Origin of the sequence: Xanthobacter sp. 91 (assembly GCF_000702385.1) — a bacterium.
GTDB lineage: Bacteria > Pseudomonadota > Alphaproteobacteria > Rhizobiales > Xanthobacteraceae > Xanthobacter > Xanthobacter aminoxidans.
Genome location: NZ_JNIB01000001.1, coordinates 3,861,523 through 3,881,523, shown reverse-complemented (window position 1 = coordinate 3,881,523; position 20,001 = coordinate 3,861,523). Strand labels below are relative to the sequence as shown.

23 protein-coding genes are annotated in these 20,001 nt (G+C 69.7%); 19 read left to right on the top strand and 4 right to left on the bottom strand.

Annotation, left to right across the window (positions count from 1 at the left end; translation table 11 throughout):
• Window positions 1–10: 10 nt before the first annotated feature.
• A complete protein-coding gene (locus tag A37E_RS27020; RefSeq protein WP_156026373.1) occupies window positions 11–1,108 on the bottom strand; it encodes an AraC family transcriptional regulator in 1,098 nt (365 codons plus the stop codon).
• On the opposite strand from A37E_RS27020, the gene A37E_RS0118175 reads away from it, so the two are divergent.
• From A37E_RS0118175 to A37E_RS0118150, 6 genes are all read left to right on the top strand, one after another.
• Complete coding sequence (locus A37E_RS0118175; protein ID WP_197023009.1) at window positions 1,107–2,198, top strand: DUF3047 domain-containing protein; 1,092 nt, start codon at window positions 1,107–1,109, stop codon at window positions 2,196–2,198. The two genes, A37E_RS27020 and A37E_RS0118175, sit on opposite strands and share 2 nt — an antisense overlap.
• 263 nt (window positions 2,199–2,461) lie before the next feature.
• Window positions 2,462–2,914, top strand: coding sequence for a 30S ribosomal protein S6 (gene rpsF, locus A37E_RS0118170; protein WP_024279700.1), 453 nt, complete (start codon window positions 2,462–2,464; stop codon window positions 2,912–2,914).
• Window positions 2,914–3,180, top strand: a complete 267-nt coding sequence (gene rpsR / locus A37E_RS0118165) for a 30S ribosomal protein S18 (protein ID WP_024279701.1) — start codon at window positions 2,914–2,916, stop codon at window positions 3,178–3,180. The genes rpsF and rpsR overlap by 1 nt, the downstream gene beginning before the upstream one ends.
• A gap of 140 nt (window positions 3,181–3,320) precedes the next feature.
• The gene (locus A37E_RS0118160; protein ID WP_029557905.1) at window positions 3,321–4,286 is read left to right on the top strand and encodes a DUF2232 domain-containing protein; all 966 of its coding nucleotides are present in this window, start codon (window positions 3,321–3,323) and stop codon (window positions 4,284–4,286) included.
• Between the two features lie 41 nt (window positions 4,287–4,327).
• Complete coding sequence (gene rplI / locus A37E_RS0118155) at window positions 4,328–4,909, top strand: 50S ribosomal protein L9 (protein ID WP_024279703.1); 582 nt, start codon at window positions 4,328–4,330, stop codon at window positions 4,907–4,909.
• A gap of 801 nt (window positions 4,910–5,710) precedes the next feature.
• Complete coding sequence (locus A37E_RS0118150; protein WP_029557904.1) at window positions 5,711–6,130, top strand: hypothetical protein; 420 nt, start codon at window positions 5,711–5,713, stop codon at window positions 6,128–6,130.
• Between the two features lie 3 nt (window positions 6,131–6,133).
• Here the strand turns inward: A37E_RS0118150 and A37E_RS0118145 are convergent, their stop codons facing one another.
• Window positions 6,134–6,463: an SMR family transporter gene (locus tag A37E_RS0118145; RefSeq protein ID WP_029557903.1), complete on the bottom strand. Its 330-nt coding sequence runs from the start codon at window positions 6,461–6,463 to the stop codon at window positions 6,134–6,136.
• A gap of 175 nt (window positions 6,464–6,638) precedes the next feature.
• Between A37E_RS0118145 and A37E_RS0118140 the strand changes: the two genes are divergently transcribed.
• The 6 genes from A37E_RS0118140 to A37E_RS0118115 all read left to right on the top strand — a co-directional run bounded on the left by A37E_RS0118140 (window position 6,639) and on the right by A37E_RS0118115 (window position 11,227).
• Complete coding sequence (locus A37E_RS0118140) at window positions 6,639–7,136, top strand: PaaI family thioesterase (protein ID WP_245279372.1); 498 nt, start codon at window positions 6,639–6,641, stop codon at window positions 7,134–7,136.
• Window positions 7,136–7,849 (top strand): DNA/RNA nuclease SfsA, encoded by a 714-nt coding sequence (gene sfsA / locus A37E_RS0118135; RefSeq protein WP_029557901.1) that lies wholly within the window; start codon window positions 7,136–7,138, stop codon window positions 7,847–7,849. The genes A37E_RS0118140 and sfsA overlap by 1 nt, the downstream gene beginning before the upstream one ends.
• Window positions 7,850–7,943: 94 nt before the next feature.
• Window positions 7,944–8,948: a L,D-transpeptidase gene (locus A37E_RS0118130; protein ID WP_029557900.1), complete on the top strand. Its 1,005-nt coding sequence runs from the start codon at window positions 7,944–7,946 to the stop codon at window positions 8,946–8,948.
• Window positions 8,948–9,823 (top strand): penicillin-insensitive murein endopeptidase, encoded by an 876-nt coding sequence (mepA, locus tag A37E_RS0118125; protein ID WP_029557899.1) that lies wholly within the window; start codon window positions 8,948–8,950, stop codon window positions 9,821–9,823. Before A37E_RS0118130 ends, mepA begins: the two co-directional genes overlap by 1 nt.
• Before the next feature lie 115 nt (window positions 9,824–9,938).
• Window positions 9,939–10,226: an HdeA/HdeB family chaperone gene (locus A37E_RS0118120; RefSeq protein WP_156026371.1), complete on the top strand. Its 288-nt coding sequence runs from the start codon at window positions 9,939–9,941 to the stop codon at window positions 10,224–10,226.
• Between the two features lie 89 nt (window positions 10,227–10,315).
• Window positions 10,316–11,227 (top strand): alpha/beta hydrolase, encoded by a 912-nt coding sequence (locus A37E_RS0118115; RefSeq protein WP_029557897.1) that lies wholly within the window; start codon window positions 10,316–10,318, stop codon window positions 11,225–11,227.
• Window positions 11,228–11,232: 5 nt separating this feature from the next.
• Here A37E_RS0118115 and A37E_RS0118110 read toward each other — a convergent pair whose 3' ends face one another.
• A complete protein-coding gene (locus A37E_RS0118110) occupies window positions 11,233–11,676 on the bottom strand; it encodes a nucleoside deaminase (RefSeq protein WP_024279712.1) in 444 nt (147 codons plus the stop codon).
• 79 nt (window positions 11,677–11,755) lie between these two features.
• On the opposite strand from A37E_RS0118110, the gene A37E_RS0118105 reads away from it, so the two are divergent.
• Window positions 11,756–13,738 carry a pseudouridine synthase gene (locus tag A37E_RS0118105; protein ID WP_029557896.1) on the top strand — a complete coding sequence of 661 codons (1,983 nt, stop codon included), beginning with the start codon at window positions 11,756–11,758 and terminating at the stop codon, window positions 13,736–13,738.
• Between the two features lie 16 nt (window positions 13,739–13,754).
• Complete coding sequence (gene rsmD / locus A37E_RS0118100) at window positions 13,755–14,306, top strand: 16S rRNA (guanine(966)-N(2))-methyltransferase RsmD (RefSeq protein ID WP_029557895.1); 552 nt, start codon at window positions 13,755–13,757, stop codon at window positions 14,304–14,306.
• Between the two features lie 10 nt (window positions 14,307–14,316).
• Here the strand turns inward: rsmD and A37E_RS0118095 are convergent, their stop codons facing one another.
• On the bottom strand, window positions 14,317–14,592 hold the full coding sequence (locus tag A37E_RS0118095) for a metal-sensitive transcriptional regulator (RefSeq protein ID WP_024279715.1): 276 nt from the start codon (window positions 14,590–14,592) through the stop codon (window positions 14,317–14,319).
• Window positions 14,593–14,733: 141 nt separating this feature from the next.
• Between A37E_RS0118095 and A37E_RS0118090 the strand changes: the two genes are divergently transcribed.
• From A37E_RS0118090 to A37E_RS0118070, 5 genes are all read left to right on the top strand, one after another.
• Complete coding sequence (locus A37E_RS0118090; RefSeq protein ID WP_081837663.1) at window positions 14,734–17,283, top strand: heavy metal translocating P-type ATPase; 2,550 nt, start codon at window positions 14,734–14,736, stop codon at window positions 17,281–17,283.
• A gap of 59 nt (window positions 17,284–17,342) precedes the next feature.
• The gene (locus A37E_RS0118085) at window positions 17,343–18,134 is read left to right on the top strand and encodes a ComF family protein (RefSeq protein WP_038193351.1); all 792 of its coding nucleotides are present in this window, start codon (window positions 17,343–17,345) and stop codon (window positions 18,132–18,134) included.
• 63 nt (window positions 18,135–18,197) lie between these two features.
• Entirely contained in the window at window positions 18,198–18,452 is a 255-nt protein-coding gene (gene grxC, locus A37E_RS0118080) for a glutaredoxin 3 (RefSeq protein WP_024279718.1), read from the top strand.
• A gap of 130 nt (window positions 18,453–18,582) precedes the next feature.
• Complete coding sequence (locus tag A37E_RS0118075) at window positions 18,583–19,500, top strand: carbon-nitrogen hydrolase family protein (protein ID WP_029557892.1); 918 nt, start codon at window positions 18,583–18,585, stop codon at window positions 19,498–19,500.
• Window positions 19,497–20,000, top strand: coding sequence for a DUF1178 family protein (locus tag A37E_RS0118070; RefSeq protein WP_029557891.1), 504 nt, complete (start codon window positions 19,497–19,499; stop codon window positions 19,998–20,000). The genes A37E_RS0118075 and A37E_RS0118070 overlap by 4 nt, the downstream gene beginning before the upstream one ends.
• Window position 20,001 lies beyond the last annotated feature (1 nt).

Sequence of the window (20,001 nt, the reverse complement as noted above, 5' to 3'; positions counted from 1 at the left end):
CCGCCCCGGCTCAGGCGCTCCGGCGCTGCCAGGCGCGGGGGGAGAGGCCGGTCCAGCCGCGGAACGCCCGGGTGAAATGGGCCGGCTCCGAATAGCCGAGGTCCAACGCGACCGCGGCGATGGAAACTCGGCGCTGCCGCAACAGGCTCTCCGCCTCGGCCCTGAGGACCGACCGGGTGACCTGCTCGAACGTGATGCCGCGAAGCACAAGCCGGCGCTGCAGCGTGCGCGCCGACATGCCGAGCCGCCGCGCCACCGGCGCCAGCGCCGGCCGCCCCGCCAGAAGCTCCAGCCGGATCAGGTGCTCCACCAGCCCCACCAGATCGTCGGGGATGGTCTCCCGCCCCGCGGGCTCCACCCGCTGCGGCCTGGGTGCGGGGTTTTCCGCAAGGAGATGCGCCTCGGGAAAGCTCACAAGGGCGCGGGCGCTGCGGCCAAGATCCGTGCGCAGCACATCCTCGACCGCCGTCCGGCCAGGGAGGGGCGGCCCGGCCACCGCCGCCCGCAGTGGGGTGAAGCGCGGGCCGATGAACCGGCGCAGCAGATCGAGCATGTAGCCGAGGGCGAGGCATTCGTTGAACTGGCGCCCTTCGTCGGAGCGGTCGGTGACGCCATAGGTCCAGTGGGCGATCCCGTCTTCGGCCCAGAGTTCGATTCGCGTCGAGGATTGCAGCAGGGTGCCCATCATGCCGTTGGCGCGGGCGATGGCCACGTCGAGCCGGTCGGCGCCGAGAACGTGGTCGGCGAGGGCGCCGAGGCCGGGGATGCCGGCTTCCACCGACAGCCGCGCCCCCAGCGCCGGATCGCCGATCTCCCGCGCCGCGCAGGCGATGAGGCGCAACTGGTCGCGCAGGAGGATCAGCCGCTCGGGATGGTCCACCAGCCGCAGCGGGAGTTCGGCGGCGCGGAACACCCTCGCGGGTGAGCCGCCCGCGCGCTCCACCACCTCTGCGACCCGCCCCATGGAGCGGGCCTTGGTGAGGCCCCATCCGGTCATCCGCGTCTCGTCCTGTCGCGAAATGGCAAGAACCGCCGCCGGCCCCGCGCCATCCTCGCGGCTGACGGGCGGCACAACCGCCCGCGCACCTTCAGGGATGGAACGCAACATGAGCAAATCTTCTGAAATCGAGGCGCCGGAAGCGGTTCAGGCTGCCCTTCGCACAGCCGTTGGTGCGGTGCAGGCGGAGGTACGGGCGGGCGCAGTGCTCCACCTGCCGGCCCATGACGCCCAATGGATGGCGACTGGAATATCCGTCACGCGGGGCGAGACGGTCACACTCCTGTCTTCGGGCATCGCCTGGCTCTCCCGCGCTTTCGACCTGTTCGTCACCGGCGGTCTGTCGCTCTGGTACCGCATCGGCGACGGCCCCATCGGCAAGGTGGGAGGCGACACCTTCAGCTTCACCGCCGAGCGGGACGGGCCGCTCGAGCTGATCTGCCACCTGGCGGGGCAGTGGATCGACGAAAGCGGGCGCTTCGATCCCGCCTCGACCCTGGAGGACGGTGGCCTTTGCGTCGCGGCTCTGGTCTGGCGCGGCGACCGGGACGCGGGCCTTGCCGCCTTCGCGGCGGTCGATTCCACTGGCCTTGCGGCCCGCGAGGTCGCGCGGATCGCGGCCTTTCGCCCGCTGCCGCCGGGCTGGGCGCCCCTGTGGCGGGTGGGCGCCACCTCCATCTTCTGCGAGGCGGTGGACACGGACGCGCCCCCGCGCATCGCCTGCCGCTGCGTCGAGGATGCCGGCATCATCAAATATCCGCTCAGCCTGGAGCTGACCGACGACCTTGCCATCGCCTGGGACTGGCGCATCCAGCGCCTGCCCTCCACGGTCGCCGAGGACATCGCGCCGACCCACGACTATCTCTCCCTCGCGGTGGAGTTCGACACCGGGCAGGACCTGACCTATTTCTGGAGCTCCTCCCTGCCGGTGGGCACCACCTTCCGCTGCCCGCTGCCCTGGTGGGACCAGGTGGAGACCCATATGGCCGTGCGCTCCGGCGCCGAGGGCCTCGGCCAGTGGCTCGGCGAGCGGCAGCCGCTGCTGTCCGACTACCGGCGCTGCGTGGGCGGCGCCGATCCGGCGCGGGTGGTGGGTGTGTGGATCATCGCCCTGAGCGCCTTCCAGCGCGGCACGGGCCTCGCCGATTTCGCCCGCATCCGCCTGGAAGGCGCGGGTGGGCAAACCTGGATCGGGCCGTAGGAGAGAGAGCCTGGGCGGCCCCCTCCCGCCTTGCCTTTCCGCCGAAACCTGCTATACGCCCCGCTTCCGTCGCACCCGGCCGGGGGCTGAACGGACGGTCTTCTTTTGCCGCGGCCCATCCCACGGGTTTGGCCAAGGCGTCGGAAGACAGGGCGAAAGTCCGTCGTCCCGTGTCCCCGCCTTCCGAGCTTCGCGCCTTTCCGAAAGGCAAGAAGGGCTTGGCGCCGGTGGACGGAAGAGTGAAACCGAAAGGCAGTGAACACATGCCGCTCTACGAGCACGTGTTCCTCGCGCGCCAGGACGTCACGGCGCAGCAGGTCGAGGAACTCACCACCCGGTTCAAGGGTGTCATCGAGGCGAATGGCGGCTCGGTCGGTAAGACCGAGTATTGGGGCGTGAAGTCCCTCACCTATCGCATCAACAAGAACCGCAAGGCCCACTTCACCCTCCTCAACATCGACGCCCCCGCGGCGGCGGTGCAGGAGCTGGAGCGCCAGCAGCGCATCGACGAGGACGTCCTGCGCATCCTCACCCTGCGCGTCGAGGAGCACGAGGAGGGTCCCTCCGCCATGCTCCAGAAGCGTGACCGGGACGACCGTGGCGAGCGCGGAGAGCGTGGCGACCGCGGTGATCGTGGCGACCGCTTCGGCGGCCGTGAGGATCGGCCGCGCCGTCCGCGTCCGACCGATGAAGTGCAGGCCGAGGAGGGCAACTGATGGCTTTCGCATCGTCCGGTGGTGCCGGCGCCGGCGGCGGTCAGCGCCGTCCCTTCTTCCGCCGTCGCAAGACCTGCCCCTTCTCCGGCCCGAACGCGCCGAAGATCGACTACAAGGATGTGCGTCTCCTGCAGCGCTACATCTCCGAGCGCGGCAAGATCGTGCCCTCGCGCATCACGGCGGTCTCCGCCAAGAAGCAGCGCGAGCTCTCCGCCGCCATCAAGCGCGCGCGGTTCCTCGGCCTGCTGCCCTTCGTGATCCGCTGATCGCGTGATCCGCTGAACCGGTTCGCCCTCCTCCGGGAGGGCGAACTTTTTTGAAAGACGCGCTTCGGGGAATGACCCCCGGAACGTCTGCTGGGGCGGCGATGCCGCCTCTAACCGCATCCGCGGGACAGCTTGTCGAGATGGTGTACCTTCTTCTCACAGGCGTGGCTGCCGGCCTCGCATCTGCCCTTCTTGCCGCCGGAGCCGCGGCGGGATCGGCGCTGGCCGTGCCCCTGTTCTATCTCTCGCCTTTGCCGGTGATGATCGCCGGCATCGCCTTCTCGCCGCTCTCGGCGCTGGTGGCGGTTCTCGTGGGCGGGGCGGGGATCGGCCTCGCCTTCGGCGGCAGCCTCGTCCTCACCTACGCGGTCAGCATCGGCGGACCGGCCTTCGCCTTGTCCTATGCGGCCATGCTCGCACGGCCCGATCCGGCCGGCCGCGACGGGCTGGTGTGGTTCCCGGTGGGTGGGCTGGTGCTGCTCTCCGCCGCCGTCTCGACCCTCGCCGTCATCATCGCCTTGTTCGCCGTCGCCGGTGACTACGAGAGCTATCGCCGCACGGTGGTGGCCATGTTCGTGGTGATGTACGAGGCGTTCGTCTCGGGTCAGATGCTGCCCGACAAGCCACAGGCCGATGTCAAGGTCCTGGGCGCTGCCTTCGCGCACATGTTGCCTGCCATGGTGGCGGTGGCGGCCATGGTCTCGCAGCTCGTCTGCCTCTATCTCGCGGCCCGCGCCGCGCTGATCTCCGGCCGCCTCAGGCGTCCGTGGCCGACTTTGTCGGCCTTCCGCCTGCCGCCCGTCACCTCGCTGGTGCTGGCGGTGGCGATCGCCTTGTCCATGGCCGGGGCGATGCTGGGGCTGTCCGCCTCCGCCGCGGCCGCGACGCTGGTGTGCGCCTACGCGCTGGCGGGCTTCGCCGTGGTCCATGCGGTGACCATCGGCCACTCGGCCCGCTTCCTCATCCTCGCCGGGCTGTGGCTCACCGCCGCCGCGCTCAGCTGGCCGATCCTCGCCATGGCGCTGCTCGGCTTCGCCGACGCCATGTTCGACTTCCGCTCGCGCATGGGCTCCGGGCAAAGCCCGCCCGCCGCGAACGACCGCTGAAAAACACCGTAAATCCAACGATCAGAGACAGGAGAACCAAAATGGACGTCATTCTTCTCGAGCGCGTCGCCAAGCTCGGCCAGATGGGCGAAGTGGTGAAGGTGAAGGACGGCTTCGGCCGCAACTACCTGCTGCCGAACGGCAAGGCCCTGCGCGCCACCAAGGCGAACAAGGAGCGGTTCGAGACCATGAAGATCGAGCTCGAGGCCCGCAACCTGGAGCGCCGCAAGGACGCCGAGGCGGTGGCCGAGAAGCTCGCCGGCCAAGCCGTCATCATGATCCGTCAGGCGGGCGAGAGCGGCCAGCTCTACGGCTCGGTCTCCACCCGCGACATCGCCGAGGGCTTCACCGCCAACGGCTTCAGCCTCGACCGCGGCCAGATCGTGATGAACCACCCCATCAAGACCCTGGGCCTGCATGTGGTGCCGGTGAGCCTGCACCCCGAGGTCGAGGTGACCGTGCAGGTCAACGTCGCCCGCAACGCGGAAGAGGCCGAGCGCCAGGCCCGCGGCGAGGACGTGCGGACCGCCCGTGACGAGGACGCCGAGATCGAGGCCGAGCTCGCCATCGAGCGCGCCGCCGTGGCCGCCGAGATCGCCGCCGAGGAAGGCGAGGAAGCCTGATTCTGGCCTGAGGCCTGCGGCGCCGGCACCCCGGCGCCGGTTGCAAGCTTTGAACACGGCGTCCCGGCCTCACCGCCGGGGCGCCGTTTTCGTTTTGGGGAACCGCCCTCGCGCCCCGAACGCATGCAGCGCATGCGGAATGCGAGCCGGGGTCCAGTGCAAAAGGCCGCCGAAGGCGCTTCCTGCCCCCAACGCCCTCAGGTTTTGCCCGCTGCGCGGAACCCTTGCGCTGGACCCCGGATCGGCGCTCCGGCTGCGCCGTCGCTTGTCCGGGGAACCACCCTCGCGTCCCGGACGCATGCAGCGCAGCGGAATGCGAGCCGGGACCCAGCGCAAGAGACCGCCGAAGGCGCTTCCTTGCCCAACGCCCTCAGGCTTTGCCCGCTGCGCGGAACCCTTGCGCTGGACCCCGGATCAGCGCTCCGGCTTGCGCCGTCGGTTGTCCGGGGAACGAGGGCGGGAGAGCGGCGGGGCGATAAGGCGCGCCGTCCTTGTAACCTGGTGCCGTCATCGCCCGGCGCGTCCGGGCGATCCACGGTTGGACCGGGACGGATGATCGCACAGCGCACCAGCGGCGGGGTGGATCGCCCGGACGAGCCGGGCGATGACGATAGTGGGGGGCGGGCCTTCCGTTTCAGCCGAAAAGCAACAGCAGACGCAAAGGCGACGGCGCTCCGGCTGCGCCGTCGCTTGTCCGGGGAACGGCGGATTCCGTCTCCCGCAGGAATCCTCTAAACTCCCGCCATTTCATCGCCGCCGGCCCGACCGGCCCCCATATTTCAATCCTTGGAGCTGCCCGCCATGGCACGCGCCCGTACCGCCTATCTCAACCGGGCCGATGTGCCCGACCGTGCCGCGCTTCAGGCGGCGCTCGATGCCTTCAAGCTCAAGCTGGTGCTGGATGACGGCTATGTGCCGCTTTTAACCTCCGGCTACCTGCCCTGTACCCTCCAGGGCGAGGATGCCGGCTTCACCCTGCGATTTCGCGACGTGGGGGAGGATGGCGGCAAATCTCCCGCCCTCGCCCCCGTGCTGGGCGCGCGGGACGTGGCCGCCGACATCAAGTGGAGCGGCGACATCCGCGAGGAGGTGAGCGCCATGGCGGTGCTCGCCGCCCTCGCCGGCTCATTCGGCGCCGTGGTGCACGACCCGGAGAAGGACGCGCTCATCGCGGCGAAGACGCTCCTCGCCCGCGCCAAAGAGGGTGCCGAGGAGCTGTAGGCTTCAGTGCGCGACGCTTTTGGACATCAGGTTGATGACGATGACGCCGGCGATGATGAGCCCGAGGCCGATCAGCGCCGGCAGGTCCAGCTTCTGGCCGTAATAGACCCAGGCGAATCCGGTGACGAGCACGATGCCGACGCCGGACCAGATGGCATAGGCGATGCCCACCGGCAGCGTGCGCAGGGTGAGCGACAGGCAGAAGAAGGCGATGCAATAGCCCACCACCACGATCACCGAGGGGCCGAACTTGGTGAAGCCTTCCGCCTGCTTCAGCGCCGAGGTGGCGATGACCTCGGCAACGATGGCGATCAGAAGATAGACGTAGCTCATGTGACCCTGCCCCCCGCCGCGGTCGCCCGCAGCCCCATGCGCAGAAGAGGCGCCGGCCCGGCCGCTGTCAACGCTGGGAAATTCCGCAGCGCCCGCCGGCCAGCCTTTCCGTTGGAGGTGCCGTCATCACCCGGCTATCCTCCCTCCTCTTCCTCCTCCCAGCATGACGGCCACCGTGACCGAGCCCTTCACCCCCCGCGACCCCGCCTATGAGACCAAGGTGCGCGACAGCTTCGCCCGCCAGCCCTTCATGACCCTCATCGGCGCCACCCTCGGCGCGGTGGCGCCAGGGCGGGTGGAGATCGTGCTGCCCCATGCGGAGAAGGTGACGCAGCAGCACGGCTATTTCCACGGCGGCTCCATCGGCGCCATCGCCGACACCGCCGGCGGCTATGCCGCCTACAGCCTGTTCCCGCCGGATTCGACCGTGCTGACGGTGGAGTACAAGATCAACATCATGGCCCCCGGCAAAGGGGAACGGCTGGTGGCCGTGGGCGAGGTGACGCGGGCGGGGCGCACCCTCACCGTGGCGAAGGTGGAGGTCTATGCCGAGGCCGGCGGCACCCGCACCCATTGCGCCACCGCCACCCAGACCCTCATGTGCCTCGCCGGCCGCAGCGACGATCGCGATGCGGCCCCGACCCGCGCCCCTTCCGGCGACGCGACGGCCTGATGCTGTTCGCCGCCCCCCTGCTGCCGGGCCGCCTCGTGCGGCGCTACAAGCGCTTCCTCGCCGACGTGGTGCTGGACGACGGCACCGAGACCACCGCCCATGTGGCCAATTCCGGTGCCATGCTGGGGCTCGATGCCCCCGGCAGCCGCGTCCTCCTCTCCCGTTCCCTCAACCCCGCCCGCAAGCTGGCCCTGAGCTGGGAGCTGGTGGAGGCGGATTTCGGCGCCGGGCCGGAATGGGTGGGGGTGAACACCATGCACCCCAATCTGCTGGTGGCCGAGGCCATCGCCGCCGGCCAGGTGCCCGCCCTCGCCGGCTACGCCCGGATGCGGCGGGAGGTGAAATACGGCAAGGCCAGCCGCGTCGACATCAAGCTGGAAGACGACGCCCGCCCCGACTGCTTCGTGGAGGTGAAGAACGTCCACCTCATGCGCGCGCCCGGAAAGGCCGAGTTCCCCGACTGCGTGACCGCCCGCGGCGCCAAGCACCTCGATGAACTGGCCGGCGAGGTGGCGGCCGGGCGGCGGGCGGTCATGGTCTATATCAGCCAGATCGGCTCGGCCGGGTCCATCGCCCTCGCCCGCGATCTCGACCCCGGCTATGGACGCGCCTTCGACCGGGCGCGGGACGCCGGGGTGGAGGCCATCGGCCTCGCCTGCCGGATCACGGCGAACGGTATTAACGTGGAGCGAACCGTGCCCATGCTGGGATGAGGTATCGATTCGAGAGCTGACACCATTGGACAGGCCCCGAACCCCGGGCGAAAACGTGGTGAAACCCGATTCGGAAACCTGGGGTGAATCGCCGATGGCCGTCCCGTTCAGCCTCTCCCGCCGCGGAACCCTGAAGCTCGCCGCGACCCTCGCCGGCGCCCTTGTGGCGGACTCCCTGCTGCCCGCCACCGCCGCCGACGATCCCGACATCGCGGAAATTAAGGCCCTGAAACCAGGCACTTACGTCTGGTATCCCGAGCGCTCGCCGGACGGCTTCGTGGCCATCGTGGTGAATCTGTCGGACCAGCTCTGCTTCGTCTACCGAAACGGTGTCCGTATAGGGGCCTCCACGGTCTCGACCGGCAAGGACGGGCACGAAACCCCTACCGGGGTATTCACAATCCTGGGCAAGGACGTGGACCACCATTCCTCGCTTTATAACGACGCATCAATGCCTTACACGGAGCGCCTGACATGGTCGGGCGTGGCGTTGCACGCAGGCGGCCTCCCCGGATACCCCTCCTCCCACGGCTGCGTGCACCTGCCCCTGGCCTTCTCCAAGCTGGTCTTCGGCATCACCCACCTGGGCACCCCGGTCATCATCGCCGACCGCCATTCGGCGCCAGAAGATGTTTTGCATCCGGGACTTATCATGAGCGAGGGTCTGGAGCAGCAGCTCGCCACCTCCGCGACCGGCGAAGGCGCCCCCCAGGATGCCACCGCCGCCCCGGAGCCCGTCTCCATGGTGGTGAGCCGGGCCGACAGCTCCATCACCGTCCTCAAGGGCGCACAGACCGCCGTGCAGGGTCCGGTGAGCATCCGCGATCCGCAGAACCCCTTGGGAAACCTTGTCTATGTGCTCATGAGCAAGGACGGAGCCGCGCCCCGCTGGAGCGCCGTCTCCTATGAGGGGAACGGCGTCGTGGCCGGCCTGGCGCAGGATGCGCTGGCCCGGATCAGCGTCGATCCCTCCATCAACAAGCAGGTGGCCGCTCTGGTGACGCCGGGCACGACCTTGTTCCTCACCGACCTGCCCGCCCACCCCGGCACCCGGAGCGACGGCGGATTCGTCGTGATGGCACAAAAGGTTACGAGCTGATGCGTCGGCTCGCCGCCGCGGCAATCCTCGCCCTCCTCGGCACCGCCGCGTACGCCCAGAACAACCCCGCAGCCCCGGTGCCGGCCAAGGAGCTGTTCGGCCGCGCCGCCCAGCCCGCCCCCATGGCCGCGCGCAGCATCGGTTTCTATTCCAAGGGCTGCCTCGCCGGCGCCCAGGCGTTGCCCGTCAACGGTCCGAACTGGCAGGTCATGCGCCTGTCCCGCAACCGCAACTGGGGCCATCCGGACCTCGTCGCCTTCCTGGAACGCTTCTCGGCGAAGGTGCCGCAAGTGTCTGGCTGGCAAGGCATTCTCGTCGGCGACATGGCCCAGCCGCGCGGCGGCCCCATGCTCACCGGCCATGCCTCCCACCAGATCGGCCTCGACGCCGACATCTGGCTGACGCCCAGCCCCGGCCGCGAACTCACCCGCGAGGAGCGCGAAAAGCTGTCCGCCTCCATGATGGTCCGCGCCGACCGCAAGGACATCGATCCCGCCAACTGGCGGCCGGACACCTGGAAGGTGATCCGCGCCGCCGCCGTCGAGCCGCGGGTGGAGCGCATTTTCGTCAATGCCGCCATCAAGAAGGCGCTGTGCCGGGAGGCGACGGGCGACCGGTCCTTCCTCGCCAAGGTGCGGCCCTATTGGGGGCACGACTACCACATGCACATCCGCCTCACCTGCCCGGCCTCCAGCCCCGACTGCCGGCCGCAGGAGGCCCCGCCGACGGGGGATGGCTGCGGATCGGAGCTGGATTGGTGGTTCACCGACGCCGTGCTGCACCCCAAGCCGGAGAAGGAACCCTCCAAGCCCAAGCCGCCCCTCACCCTCGCCGATCTGCCCGACGCCTGCGCCGCCGTGCTCGACGCGCGCTGACGGCCTCGCGCGAACGTGCTTGGCCGGGGAGCCGGCCTCCGGCTGGTGCCGCTCCGTTCCCCGGCGCATCATACCGGCGCAGGCCGAAACGGCCGCAGCATCATGGGAGGGCGCAATGCTGAAACGTCTTGGTGTTGGTGCAATCGTCCTGTTTGCGGGCCTGAGCCCGGCGGCGGCAGAGAAATGGGATCTTTCGACCATGACCTGCCAGCAGTTCCTGCAGGCGGACAAGGATACGATCACCATCATCCTTACGTGGCTCGATGCCTACTACAAGGACGACGACGCGCCGCCGGTGATCGACACGGACAAGTTCGTGAAGAATGCCGAAAAACTTGCCGGATTCTGCGCGTCCTCGCCGAGCCTCGGTCTCATCACTGCGGCCGACAAGGTGTTCGACTGATCCCGGAACCCGCCGCCTTAGTCCCGTCTTGAAGAGCTGTCCGCAATTCCGGCCGCCCCGGCCCACGGGACGGCGAGAGGGAGGTTCATGTGTCCGATCTGTCTGATCTGTTTCCCGGATTTGCCTCGCACTACGTGGATACGAAGGCCGGCCGCATCTTCCTGCGGCAGGGGGGAACGGGTGCTCCCCTGCTCCTGCTCCACGGTTTCCCCCAGAGCCACGTGATGTGGCATCGCGTGGCACCCAAGCTCGCCGAGCAGCACACCCTCATCATTCCCGATTTGCCCGGCTACGGCTGGAGCGCGGCGCCGGAGGGCGGAGCCGATCATTTTCCCTATTCCAAGCGCGCCATGGCAGCCGCCATGGTGGAGGTGATGGAAAGCCTCGGCTTCGCCCATTTCTCCGTCATGGGCCATGACCGCGGCGCGCGGGCCGCCTACCGGCTGGGGCTGGACCATCCGGGCCGTCTCGACCGGCTGGTGCTGCTCGACATCGTGCCCACCTACGTGATGTGGCATCGTATGGACCGGGCGCGGGCGCTGCAGGTCTATCACTGGGCGATGCTGGCCCAGCCGAAGCCCCTTCCCGAGAAGCTGGTGGGTGGCAATCCCGCATGGTTCCTCGACTGGACCATGGCGAGCTGGACGGCGCACAAGGACCTTTCGGCCTTCGATCCGCGCGCCATGGCGGCCTATCGCGCAGCGATTTCCTCGCCCGACCGGCTGCACGCCCTGTGCGAGGATTACCGGGCCGGGGCCACCATCGACCTCGCCCATGACGAGGCGGACATCGCCGCCGGCCGAACCCTCTCCTGCCCGACGCTCGCGCTGTGGGGCGCCGCCGGCATCCCGAGCCGGGGCGCCAGCCCGCTGGAGGCCTGGAAGGCGTTTGCCCCGCAGGTGGAAGGACAGGCCATCGAGGCCGGCCACTTCGTGGCGGAGGAAGCCCCGAAGGCGATGCTCGATGTGGCCATGCCGTTCCTGGCGCAGGGACGGCCGTAGACCGACTACCGGCGTTCCTGGAAGAACGCCCGCAGCACCTCGGCCGCCTGCCGCTCGGCGATGCCGCCATAGACTTCCGGCGCGTGGTGGCAGGTGGGCTGGGAGAAAAAGCGGGGGCCGTGCTCCACGGCGCCCCCCTTGGGGTCGGGTGCGCCGAAATAGAGCCGGCGGATGCGCGCGAAGGACAGCGCCGCCGCGCACATGGCGCAGGGTTCCAGCGTCACGTAGAGGTCGCAGTTCATCAGACGTTCGGTCTTGAGCTGCGCGCCCGCCGCGCGGACCACCAGCATTTCCGCATGGGCGGTGGGATCGTTCAGCTCGCGCGTGCGGTTGCCGTTGCGGGCGACAACCTCCGACCCGCGCACGAGAACCGCGCCGACCGGAACCTCGCCCCGCTCGGCTGCCGCGCGCGCTTCGTTGAGCGCCATCTGCATGAAGGTTCCCGACATGGTGCCTTTAACCGCCCCTGATCTCGCCCAGCCCATCGCCGCGCTCGCCGCGCAGCCTGCGCTGTGCTAACTCCCCCTCATGCCGCGCACATCACCGCCCCGCAAGGACAAGAACCGCGTTCCGCGCCAGAAGCGCGAACTCCCCGCCGCCCCTCAGAAGGAGGCAGAGCGCGTCGCCAAGGTCGTCGCCCGCGCCGGCCTCGGCTCGCGCCGCGAGATCGAGGAATGGATCGAGGCCGGCCGCGTGGCGGTCAACGGCGAGGTGCTCACCAGCCCTGCCGTCACCGTCACGCCCGCTGACGCCATCACCATCGACGGGGAGCCTCTCCCCGAGCGGGAGCGCACCCGCCTCTTCCTTTACCACAAGCCCAAGGGCGTCGTGACCACCAACCGCGACCCGGAAGGCCGCACGACGCTGTTCGAGATCCTGCCCAAGGGCCTGCCGCGCCTCGTCAGCGTGGGCCGGCTGGACCTCAATTCCGAGGGCCTGCTGCTGCTCACCAATGACGGCGGCCTCGCGCGCGTGCTGGAATTGCCCGAGACCGGATGGCTCCGCCGCTACCGCGTGCGCGCCAACGGCGAGATCGATCAGGCCAAGCTCGACACGCTCATCAAGGGCATCACCGTGGATGGCGTGGAGTACGGCCCCATCGAGGCTGAGCTCGACCGTGTGCAGGGCGCCAATGCCTGGATCACGGTCTCGCTCCGCGAGGGCAAGAACCGCGAGATCCGCAACGTGCTCGGCGCGCTCGGCCTCGCGGTGAACCGACTGATCCGCGTCTCCTACGGTCCGTTCCAGCTGGGCGAGATCCCCGAGGGCAGCGTCGAGGAAGTGCGCACCCGCGTGCTGCGCGACCAGATCGGAGCTGACCTTGCCACTGCCGCCGGCGCGGATTTCACCGGTCTGTTGGTGGAGCGGGAGATTGAAGAAATCCCCGTGCGTCCCGCCTACCGTCCCGCGGGACGCCGGCAGGCCGAGGCCGACAAGGCCGGCGGGCTGAAAGTGCCATCTCGCCGCGCCAGCCGCGAGCGGGAGGAGTTCGACGCGCCGGTTGAGGATGTCATCCGCCCCGCCGCGCCGCGCGTGCGCCGCCGCGCCAGCGAGGAGCACGGCACCGAGCGCGTGGGCACCGTCGCCGACCGCAAGGGCCGCTCCGTGAAGGTCGAGCGTGTCCGCGCGCCGAAGGACGAGGCGCCGCGCCGCGCCCGTCCGGCGGCAGGCGAAGGCGAGGGCCGCCCCTTCCGTCGCAGCCGGGACGAAGGAGCCGCCGAGCGGCCGCGCCGCGAGGGTCGCCCCTCCTTCCGCGATGACGCGCCGCGTGGACGCGGCCCGCGCGAGGAGAAGGAAGATTTCCGCCGCCGCCCCACCCGCTCCGGCGGCGGCGACGAGCGGCCGCGCCGCTATGAGGATGACGGCGGCTTCAAGCGCTCCGGCCCCCGCCGCGAAGGCGATCGCCCCCAGGGTGACCGTCCGTTTCGCTCCCGCCCCGAGGGACGTGGCGGCGATTTCGGTGACAGGCCGACCCGCAGCCGCAGCTTCGGTGGCGACCGGCCCGAGGGCGAGCGCCTGGCCCGCGCCCGGCCCCGGCCGGAAGGACGCGGCGGCGACTACGGCGACAAGCCCGCCCGCGGCCGCAGTTTCGGCGGAGAGCGGACAGAGGGCGAGCGTCCCGCCCGTGCCCGGCCCCGCCCGGAGGGACGCGGCGACTATGCCGACAAGCCCGCTCGCGGCCGCAGCTTCAGCGGCGAGCGGACAGAGGGCGAGCGCCCCGCCCGTGCCCGGCCCCGGCCGGAAGGTCGCGGCGATTTCGGGGACAGGCCGCCGCGCGAGCGCAGCTATGGCGACAAGCCGGCCGGCCGCACCCGTTCGTTCGAGGATCGTCCGGGCGGCGGAAAGCCGGCGGGCCGACCGGGGAGCAAGCCCGGCGGCTTCGGCGCGAAGGGTCCCGGCAAGGGATTTGGGAAGCCCGGCGGTCGTCCTGCGGGTGGCAAACCCGCTGGCAAGCCCGGCGCGGGGCGCTCCGGCCCCGGCAAGCCCGGCGGTCCGCGCGGCAAGCGCTGACGGGAACGTCTGACCCATGCGCATCGTGGGTGGCCGCCTCAAGGGACGGGCTCTGAAAGGCCCGTCCTCCAGCCTCACGCGCCCCACCTCCGACCGGCTGCGCGAGAGCCTGTTCAACATGCTCGCCCACGCCTATGGCGATCCGTGCGACGGCGCGCGCGTGCTCGACCTGTTCGCCGGCACCGGGGCGCTCGGAATCGAGGCCGTGTCGCGCGGCGCGCGCTTCGCTTTGTTCGTGGAGGAGGCCGCGGAGGCGCGGGGGCTCATCCGCGACAATGTGGAGGCCCTCGGCCTCACCGGCGTCACCAAGGTGTTCCGCCGCGACGCCATCCGGCTCGGCGAAATGGGGCCGGGCGAGCCCTACGGCCTCGTTTTCTGCGATCCGCCCTATGGAAAGGGCCTCGCCGAACAGGCGATCGCCGCGGCGGTTGATGGCGGCTGGCTCACCGCGGATGCACTGCTTATCATCGAGGAGCGCACCGGCCTGTTCGTGACGCCGGACGGCTTCCGCGAGATCGAGCGGCGCGCCTATGACGAGAGCGAGCTGACGTTTATCGAGCGGGCCTGAGCCCCTCCCCTCACCGCTCACTGCGGACGATCACCTCCATCAGCTCCGCCACCTTGCGACGCTGGTCCTCCGCATCGCCCGAGCGGATGGCATGCTCGACGCAATGCCCCACATGATCCTTCAGCACCTCCTCCTCCACCCGCCGCAAGGCGGCGCGGACGGCGGAGAGCTGGGTGATGATGTCGATGCAATAGCGGTCCTCCTCCACCATGCGGGAGAGGCCGCGCACCTGGCCCTCGATGCGGCTCAGGCGCTTCTGGACTTGCTCTTTGGTCGGGCTGCGCATGGCTTGCCATATACCCCCTATGGGTATATTGGACAAGAGAGGATACCCCCAGGGGGTTTATTGACGCCTTGAACATGAGCCAGCGCAAGGCCACCTGCCCCGATGCGGCCTAACGCTGGCAGCCGGATTTGCGGAGCCGCCATGGCACAGGACCACTCGTCACACGACCATTCCTCGCACGGCGGCGATTGCTGCGGTGGCAAGGCACCGCCCCCTCTCGACTTGTCGGCGGTGGCCAAGCCGGCCTTGCCAGAGACGGTGAAGGATCCTGTCTGCGGCATGGACGTGAAGACCGACCCGGCGGCCGGCAAGCCCACGACCGAGCATGAGGGGCGCACCTATTTCTTCTGCTGCAACGGCTGCAAGACGAAGTTCGAGGCGGCGCCAGAGACCTATCTCGCGCCGGTGAAGGACCCGGTGTGCGGCATGATGGTGTCGCCCGGCACGGCCAAATACTCGGCCCGGCACGAGAAGAAGCCCTATTTCTTCTGCTCGTCCTCCTGCGAGACCAAGTTCAAGGCCGATCCCGTGCGCTACGTGGGCGGCAGCGCGCCGCCTCCGCCTGCCGAAATCCCGGCCGGCACCATCTACACCTGCCCCATGGACCCGGAGATCCGGCAGATCGGGCCCGGCATCTGCCCCATCTGCGGCATGGCGCTGGAGCCGGAGGTCGTCACCCTCGACGAGGGGCCGAACCACGAGCTGGTGGACATGACCCGCCGCTTCTGGATCGGCCTCGCCCTCACCCTGCCCGTCTTCGTGCTGGAAATGGGGAGCCACCTTTTCGGCTGGTCGCCGCTGCCGCAACAGATCTCGAACTACGTCCAGTTCGCCCTCGCCACGCCCGTGGTGCTCTGGGTGGGATGGCCGTTCCTCCAGCGCGGCTGGCTGTCGCTGAAGACGCGGCATCTCAACATGTTCACCCTCATCGCCATGGGCACGGGGGTGGCCTATCTCTATTCGCTGGTCGGCACCTTCGCGCCCGGCCTGTTCCCGCACGATTTCCATGCCCATGGCGGCGGCGTGCCCGTCTATTTCGAGGCGGCGGCGGTCATCACCGTGCTCGTGGCCCTTGGTCAGGTGCTGGAGCTGCGCGCCCGCGAGCAGACCTCCAGTGCCATCAAGGCCCTCCTCTCCCTCGCCCCCAAGACCGCCCTGCGCATCCGCGCCGACGGCTCGGACGAGACCATCGACCTCGGCCTCGTCGCGCCCGGCGACCTGCTCCGCGTGCGCCCCGGCGAAAAGGTGCCGGTGGACGGCACGGTGGCGGACGGCCGCGCCGTGGTGGACGAAAGCCTCGTCACCGGCGAGTCGCTGCCCGTCTCCCGCGAGCCCGGCGAGAAGGTTATCGGCGGCACGGTCAACGCCTCCGGCGTCTTCACCATGAAGGCGGAGAAGGTCGGCCGCGAAACCCTCCTCTCCCAGATCGTGCAGATGGTGGCGCAAGCGCAGCGGTCGCGCGCGCCGATCCAGCGGCTGGCGGATCAGGTCTCCGGCTGGTTCGTACCGCTGGTGTTCGCCGCCGCCGTCGTCGCTTTCGCGGTGTGGTTGGCGGTCGGCCCCGAGCCCCGCCTGACCTTCGCGCTGATGGCTGCGGTGAGCGTGCTCATCATCGCCTGCCCCTGCGCTCTCGGCCTCGCCACGCCCATGTCGGTGATGGTCGGCGTCGGCCGCGGCGCCCAGCTCGGCGTGCTGGTGCGCAACGCCGAGGCGCTGGAGCGCATGGAAAAGGTGGACGTGGTGGTGGTGGACAAGACCGGCACCCTCACCGTCGGCAAGCCCAAGGTCATCGCCGTGCGCGCCTTCAACGGCCGCAGCGAGGATGAAGTGCTGCGCCTCGCCGCCGCGCTGGAGCGGGCGAGCGAGCATCCCCTCGGCGCCGCCATCGTGCACGAGGCTGCGGCGCGCGAGCTCGTCACATCCGAACCGTCCGGTGTCGAGAGCCCGGCGGGCAAGGGTATCGTCGGACAGGTGGAAGGACACACGATCGCCGTGGGCCATGCTGCCTTCATGAGCGAAATCAGCGTCCACACTGACCATCAGACGGCCATGGCCGAGAGCTTCCGCCGCGAGGGGGCGACGGCGGTGTTCGTGGCCATCGACGGCAAGGCGGCCGGCCTTGTGGCCATCGCCGATCCGGTGAAGGACACGACCGAGGCCGCGCTGAAGCGGCTGCAGCAGGACGGCGTGCGCGTGGTCATGCTCACCGGCGACAACCGCACCACGGCCCTCGCCGTGGCCAAGCGCCTCGGCATCGTCGAAGTGGAAGCCGAAGTTCTGCCTGCCCGCAAGGCCGAGGTGGTCGAGCGCCTGCGCAAGGAGGGACACGTGGTGGCCATGGCCGGCGACGGGGTGAACGACGCCCCGGCTCTTGCCGTCGCGGACGTGGGCATCGCCATGGGCACGGGCACCGATATCGCCATGGAGAGCGCGGGCATCACCCTGCTCAAGGGCGACCTGGCCGGCATCGCCCACGCCCGCGCCCTGTCGCGTGCCACCATGGCGAACATCCGGCGCAACCTGCTGTTCGCCTTCCTCTACAATGCGGCGGGTGTGCCGATTGCGGCCGGCGTGCTCTATCCCAGTCTCGGCCTGCTCCTGTCGCCCATGGTGGCGGCGGCGGCCATGGCGCTCTCGTCCGTCAGCGTCATCGCCAACGCCCTGCTGCTGCGGGCCTTCACGCCGCGCTGAGCGGCAACGCGCCTTTACAGGCCTCGCCCCCGGACGGAAGATCGATCCGGGGGGCGGCCATGGGGCTTTCGGCAGGGGGCATTTCTGAGCGGATCGGCCGGGCCGGCGCCGTGGCGCGCGGCTTCGGTTCCGCTCTTCTTGGCCTCGCCCTGCCGCCCACCTGCATCGCCTGCGGCAGCATCACTGGCGCGGCGGGAGGATTGTGCGGGCCGTGCTGGGGCAAGCTCTCCTTTATCAGCCGGCCCTATTGCGAGCGGACCGGCGCGCCGTTCAGCCATGATCCAGAGCGCGTGTTCGGCGACGGCTGGCTCTCGGCCGAGGCGCTCGCCGATCCTCCCGCCTATGATCGCGCCCGTGCGGCCGTCACCTTCGATGACGTCGCCCGCGGCCTCGTGCACAAGCTGAAATATGCCGACCGCCTCGATCTCGCAGCGCCCATGGCGCGGCTGATGCTGCAGGCCGGCACCGATCTTACAGGCTCAGCCGAAATCATCGTGCCCGTGCCGCTCCATCCGATCCGGCTGTGGCGGCGCAAGTTCAACCAGGCGGCGCTCCTCGCCCGGCATGTGGCGGCTGCCACGACCCTGCCCGTCGAGGCCGGCGCGCTGGTGCGGCGCCGCCAGACTCCCTCGCAGACCGCGCTGGGGCGCAATGCGCGGCGGGCGAATGTCGCTGGCGCTTTTGCAGTCCCGCATGGTGCGGCGCATCGCATCGAGGGCCGTCGCGTGCTTCTGGTGGATGACGTGTACACGACGGGTGCGACGCTCGACGCCTGCGCGCAGGTGCTCCGCCGCGCCGGTGCCTCGGGTGTGGATGCGCTCACGTTTGCGCGGGTTGTCGAATTCGGCTGACCCCTTATGATGCGACGCTTTCGTGACGGCACGCCCCCGCGCCGTCCCACCTGTCGTGACATCATGAAGCCCATCGAAATCTATACCAAGAGCTGGTGCCCCTATTGCCATTCCGCCAAGGAATTGCTGCGGCGCAAAGGCTTGACCTTCACCGAGATCGACGTGACCACCGACGCCGAAGGCCAGCAGGAGATGATCCGCCGCGCCAATGGCCGCACGTCCGTACCGCAGATCTTCATTGGCGAGACCCACGTGGGCGGCTGCGACGACCTCTACGCTCTGGAGGACGCCGGCCGGCTGGACGCCCTCGCAGCCTGACCCCTGCACGGGGCGTGCGACCGGCAGGCCCCGTGCATTCCCGCCGGGAAGAGCCTATCTGTCGAAGATCGCGCCGCGCCGGGCGCGAAACGGCGATCCAGGCTCCGGCGGCAGCGAAAGAGCAAGCCCCATGACCACCTCGGAACCGACCCCGGCCAAATCCGCGCCCGAAGCGCGCACCGGCAAGACCCTCCGCGTGGGCCTGATCCAGCTGCGAAGCGGCCGCGAACCGGCGGCGAACCTCGATGCCGCGGCCGCCCTCATCCGCGAGGCGGCCCGGGAGGGCGCGCGCTATGTCCAGACGCCGGAAGTGACCAACATCATGGAGCTGGATCGCAAGGTCCTGTTCGAGAAGCTCCAGGAAGAAGGCAACGACGCCACCGTCGCCGCCCTGCGCCAGCTGGCGCGCGAACTGGGCATCACGCTCCATATCGGCTCCCTCGCCCTGAAGGTTTCCGACGCCAAGGCCGTGAACCGCGGCTTCGTCATCGACCCCGACGGCGAGATCACCGGCCGCTACGACAAGATCCACATGTTCGACGTGGACCTCGGCAATGGCGAGAGCTACCGCGAGTCGAATGCCTACCGGCCGGGCGAGCGTGCCGTGCTGACCGATGTGGACGGTATCCGCCTCGGCATGACCATCTGCTACGACCTGCGATTCCCCTCGCTCTATCGGGCGCTCGCCGAAGGCGGCGCCAAGGTGCTCACTGTGCCGTCGGCCTTCACCCGGCCCACCGGGGAGGCCCACTGGCACATTCTGCTGCGCGCCCGCGCCATCGAGAACGGCGCCTATGTCCTCGCCGCCGCACAGGGTGGACGGCACGAAAACGGCCGCGACACCTATGGTCATTCGCTGGTGGTCGACCCCTGGGGCCGCGTCATCGCCGAGGGCGGGACCGACCCGGGCGTCATCCTCGCCGAGATCGACATGGCGGAAGTCGCCGCGGCACGGGCGCGCGTGCCGTCTCTCGCCAACGGCCGCCGGTTCGAGATCGCCGAGCCGGGGCAGATCGGCCACCTCCACGTGGTGCGTGCCTCCTCATGATCCGCTACACACTCAAGTGCGACGACGGCCACGAATTCGAGAGCTGGTTTCCCTCCTCCACCAGCTTCGACACCCAGCGTGCACGCGGCCTCGTCACCTGCCCCACCTGCAATTCGGCCAAGGTCGAGAAGGCGGTGATGGCCCCGTCCGTCGCGCGCACCGACAAGGGGATGCCGGACAGGGAGCCTGTGGGCGCGCCCGCGAGCGTGCCCGACGCTGGTGCGGCTGCCGAAGCGCCTTCCGCCGAGGCGACGCCCGTGGCGATGATGGCGCGGCCCGACAGCGAGTTGCGCACGCTGATCCGCCAGTTGCGCGACCATATCGTCGCCAACTCGGATGATGTCGGTGACAGCTTCGCCGATCTTGCCCGCAAAATGCATGACGGGGAGATCGACCATCGCCCCATCCGTGGCGAGGCGACGGTGGAAGAGGTGAAGGCCCTGCGCGAAGACGAGGTGGAGGTGTTCCCCCTGCCCGTGCTGCCGGAAGATCGGAACTGAG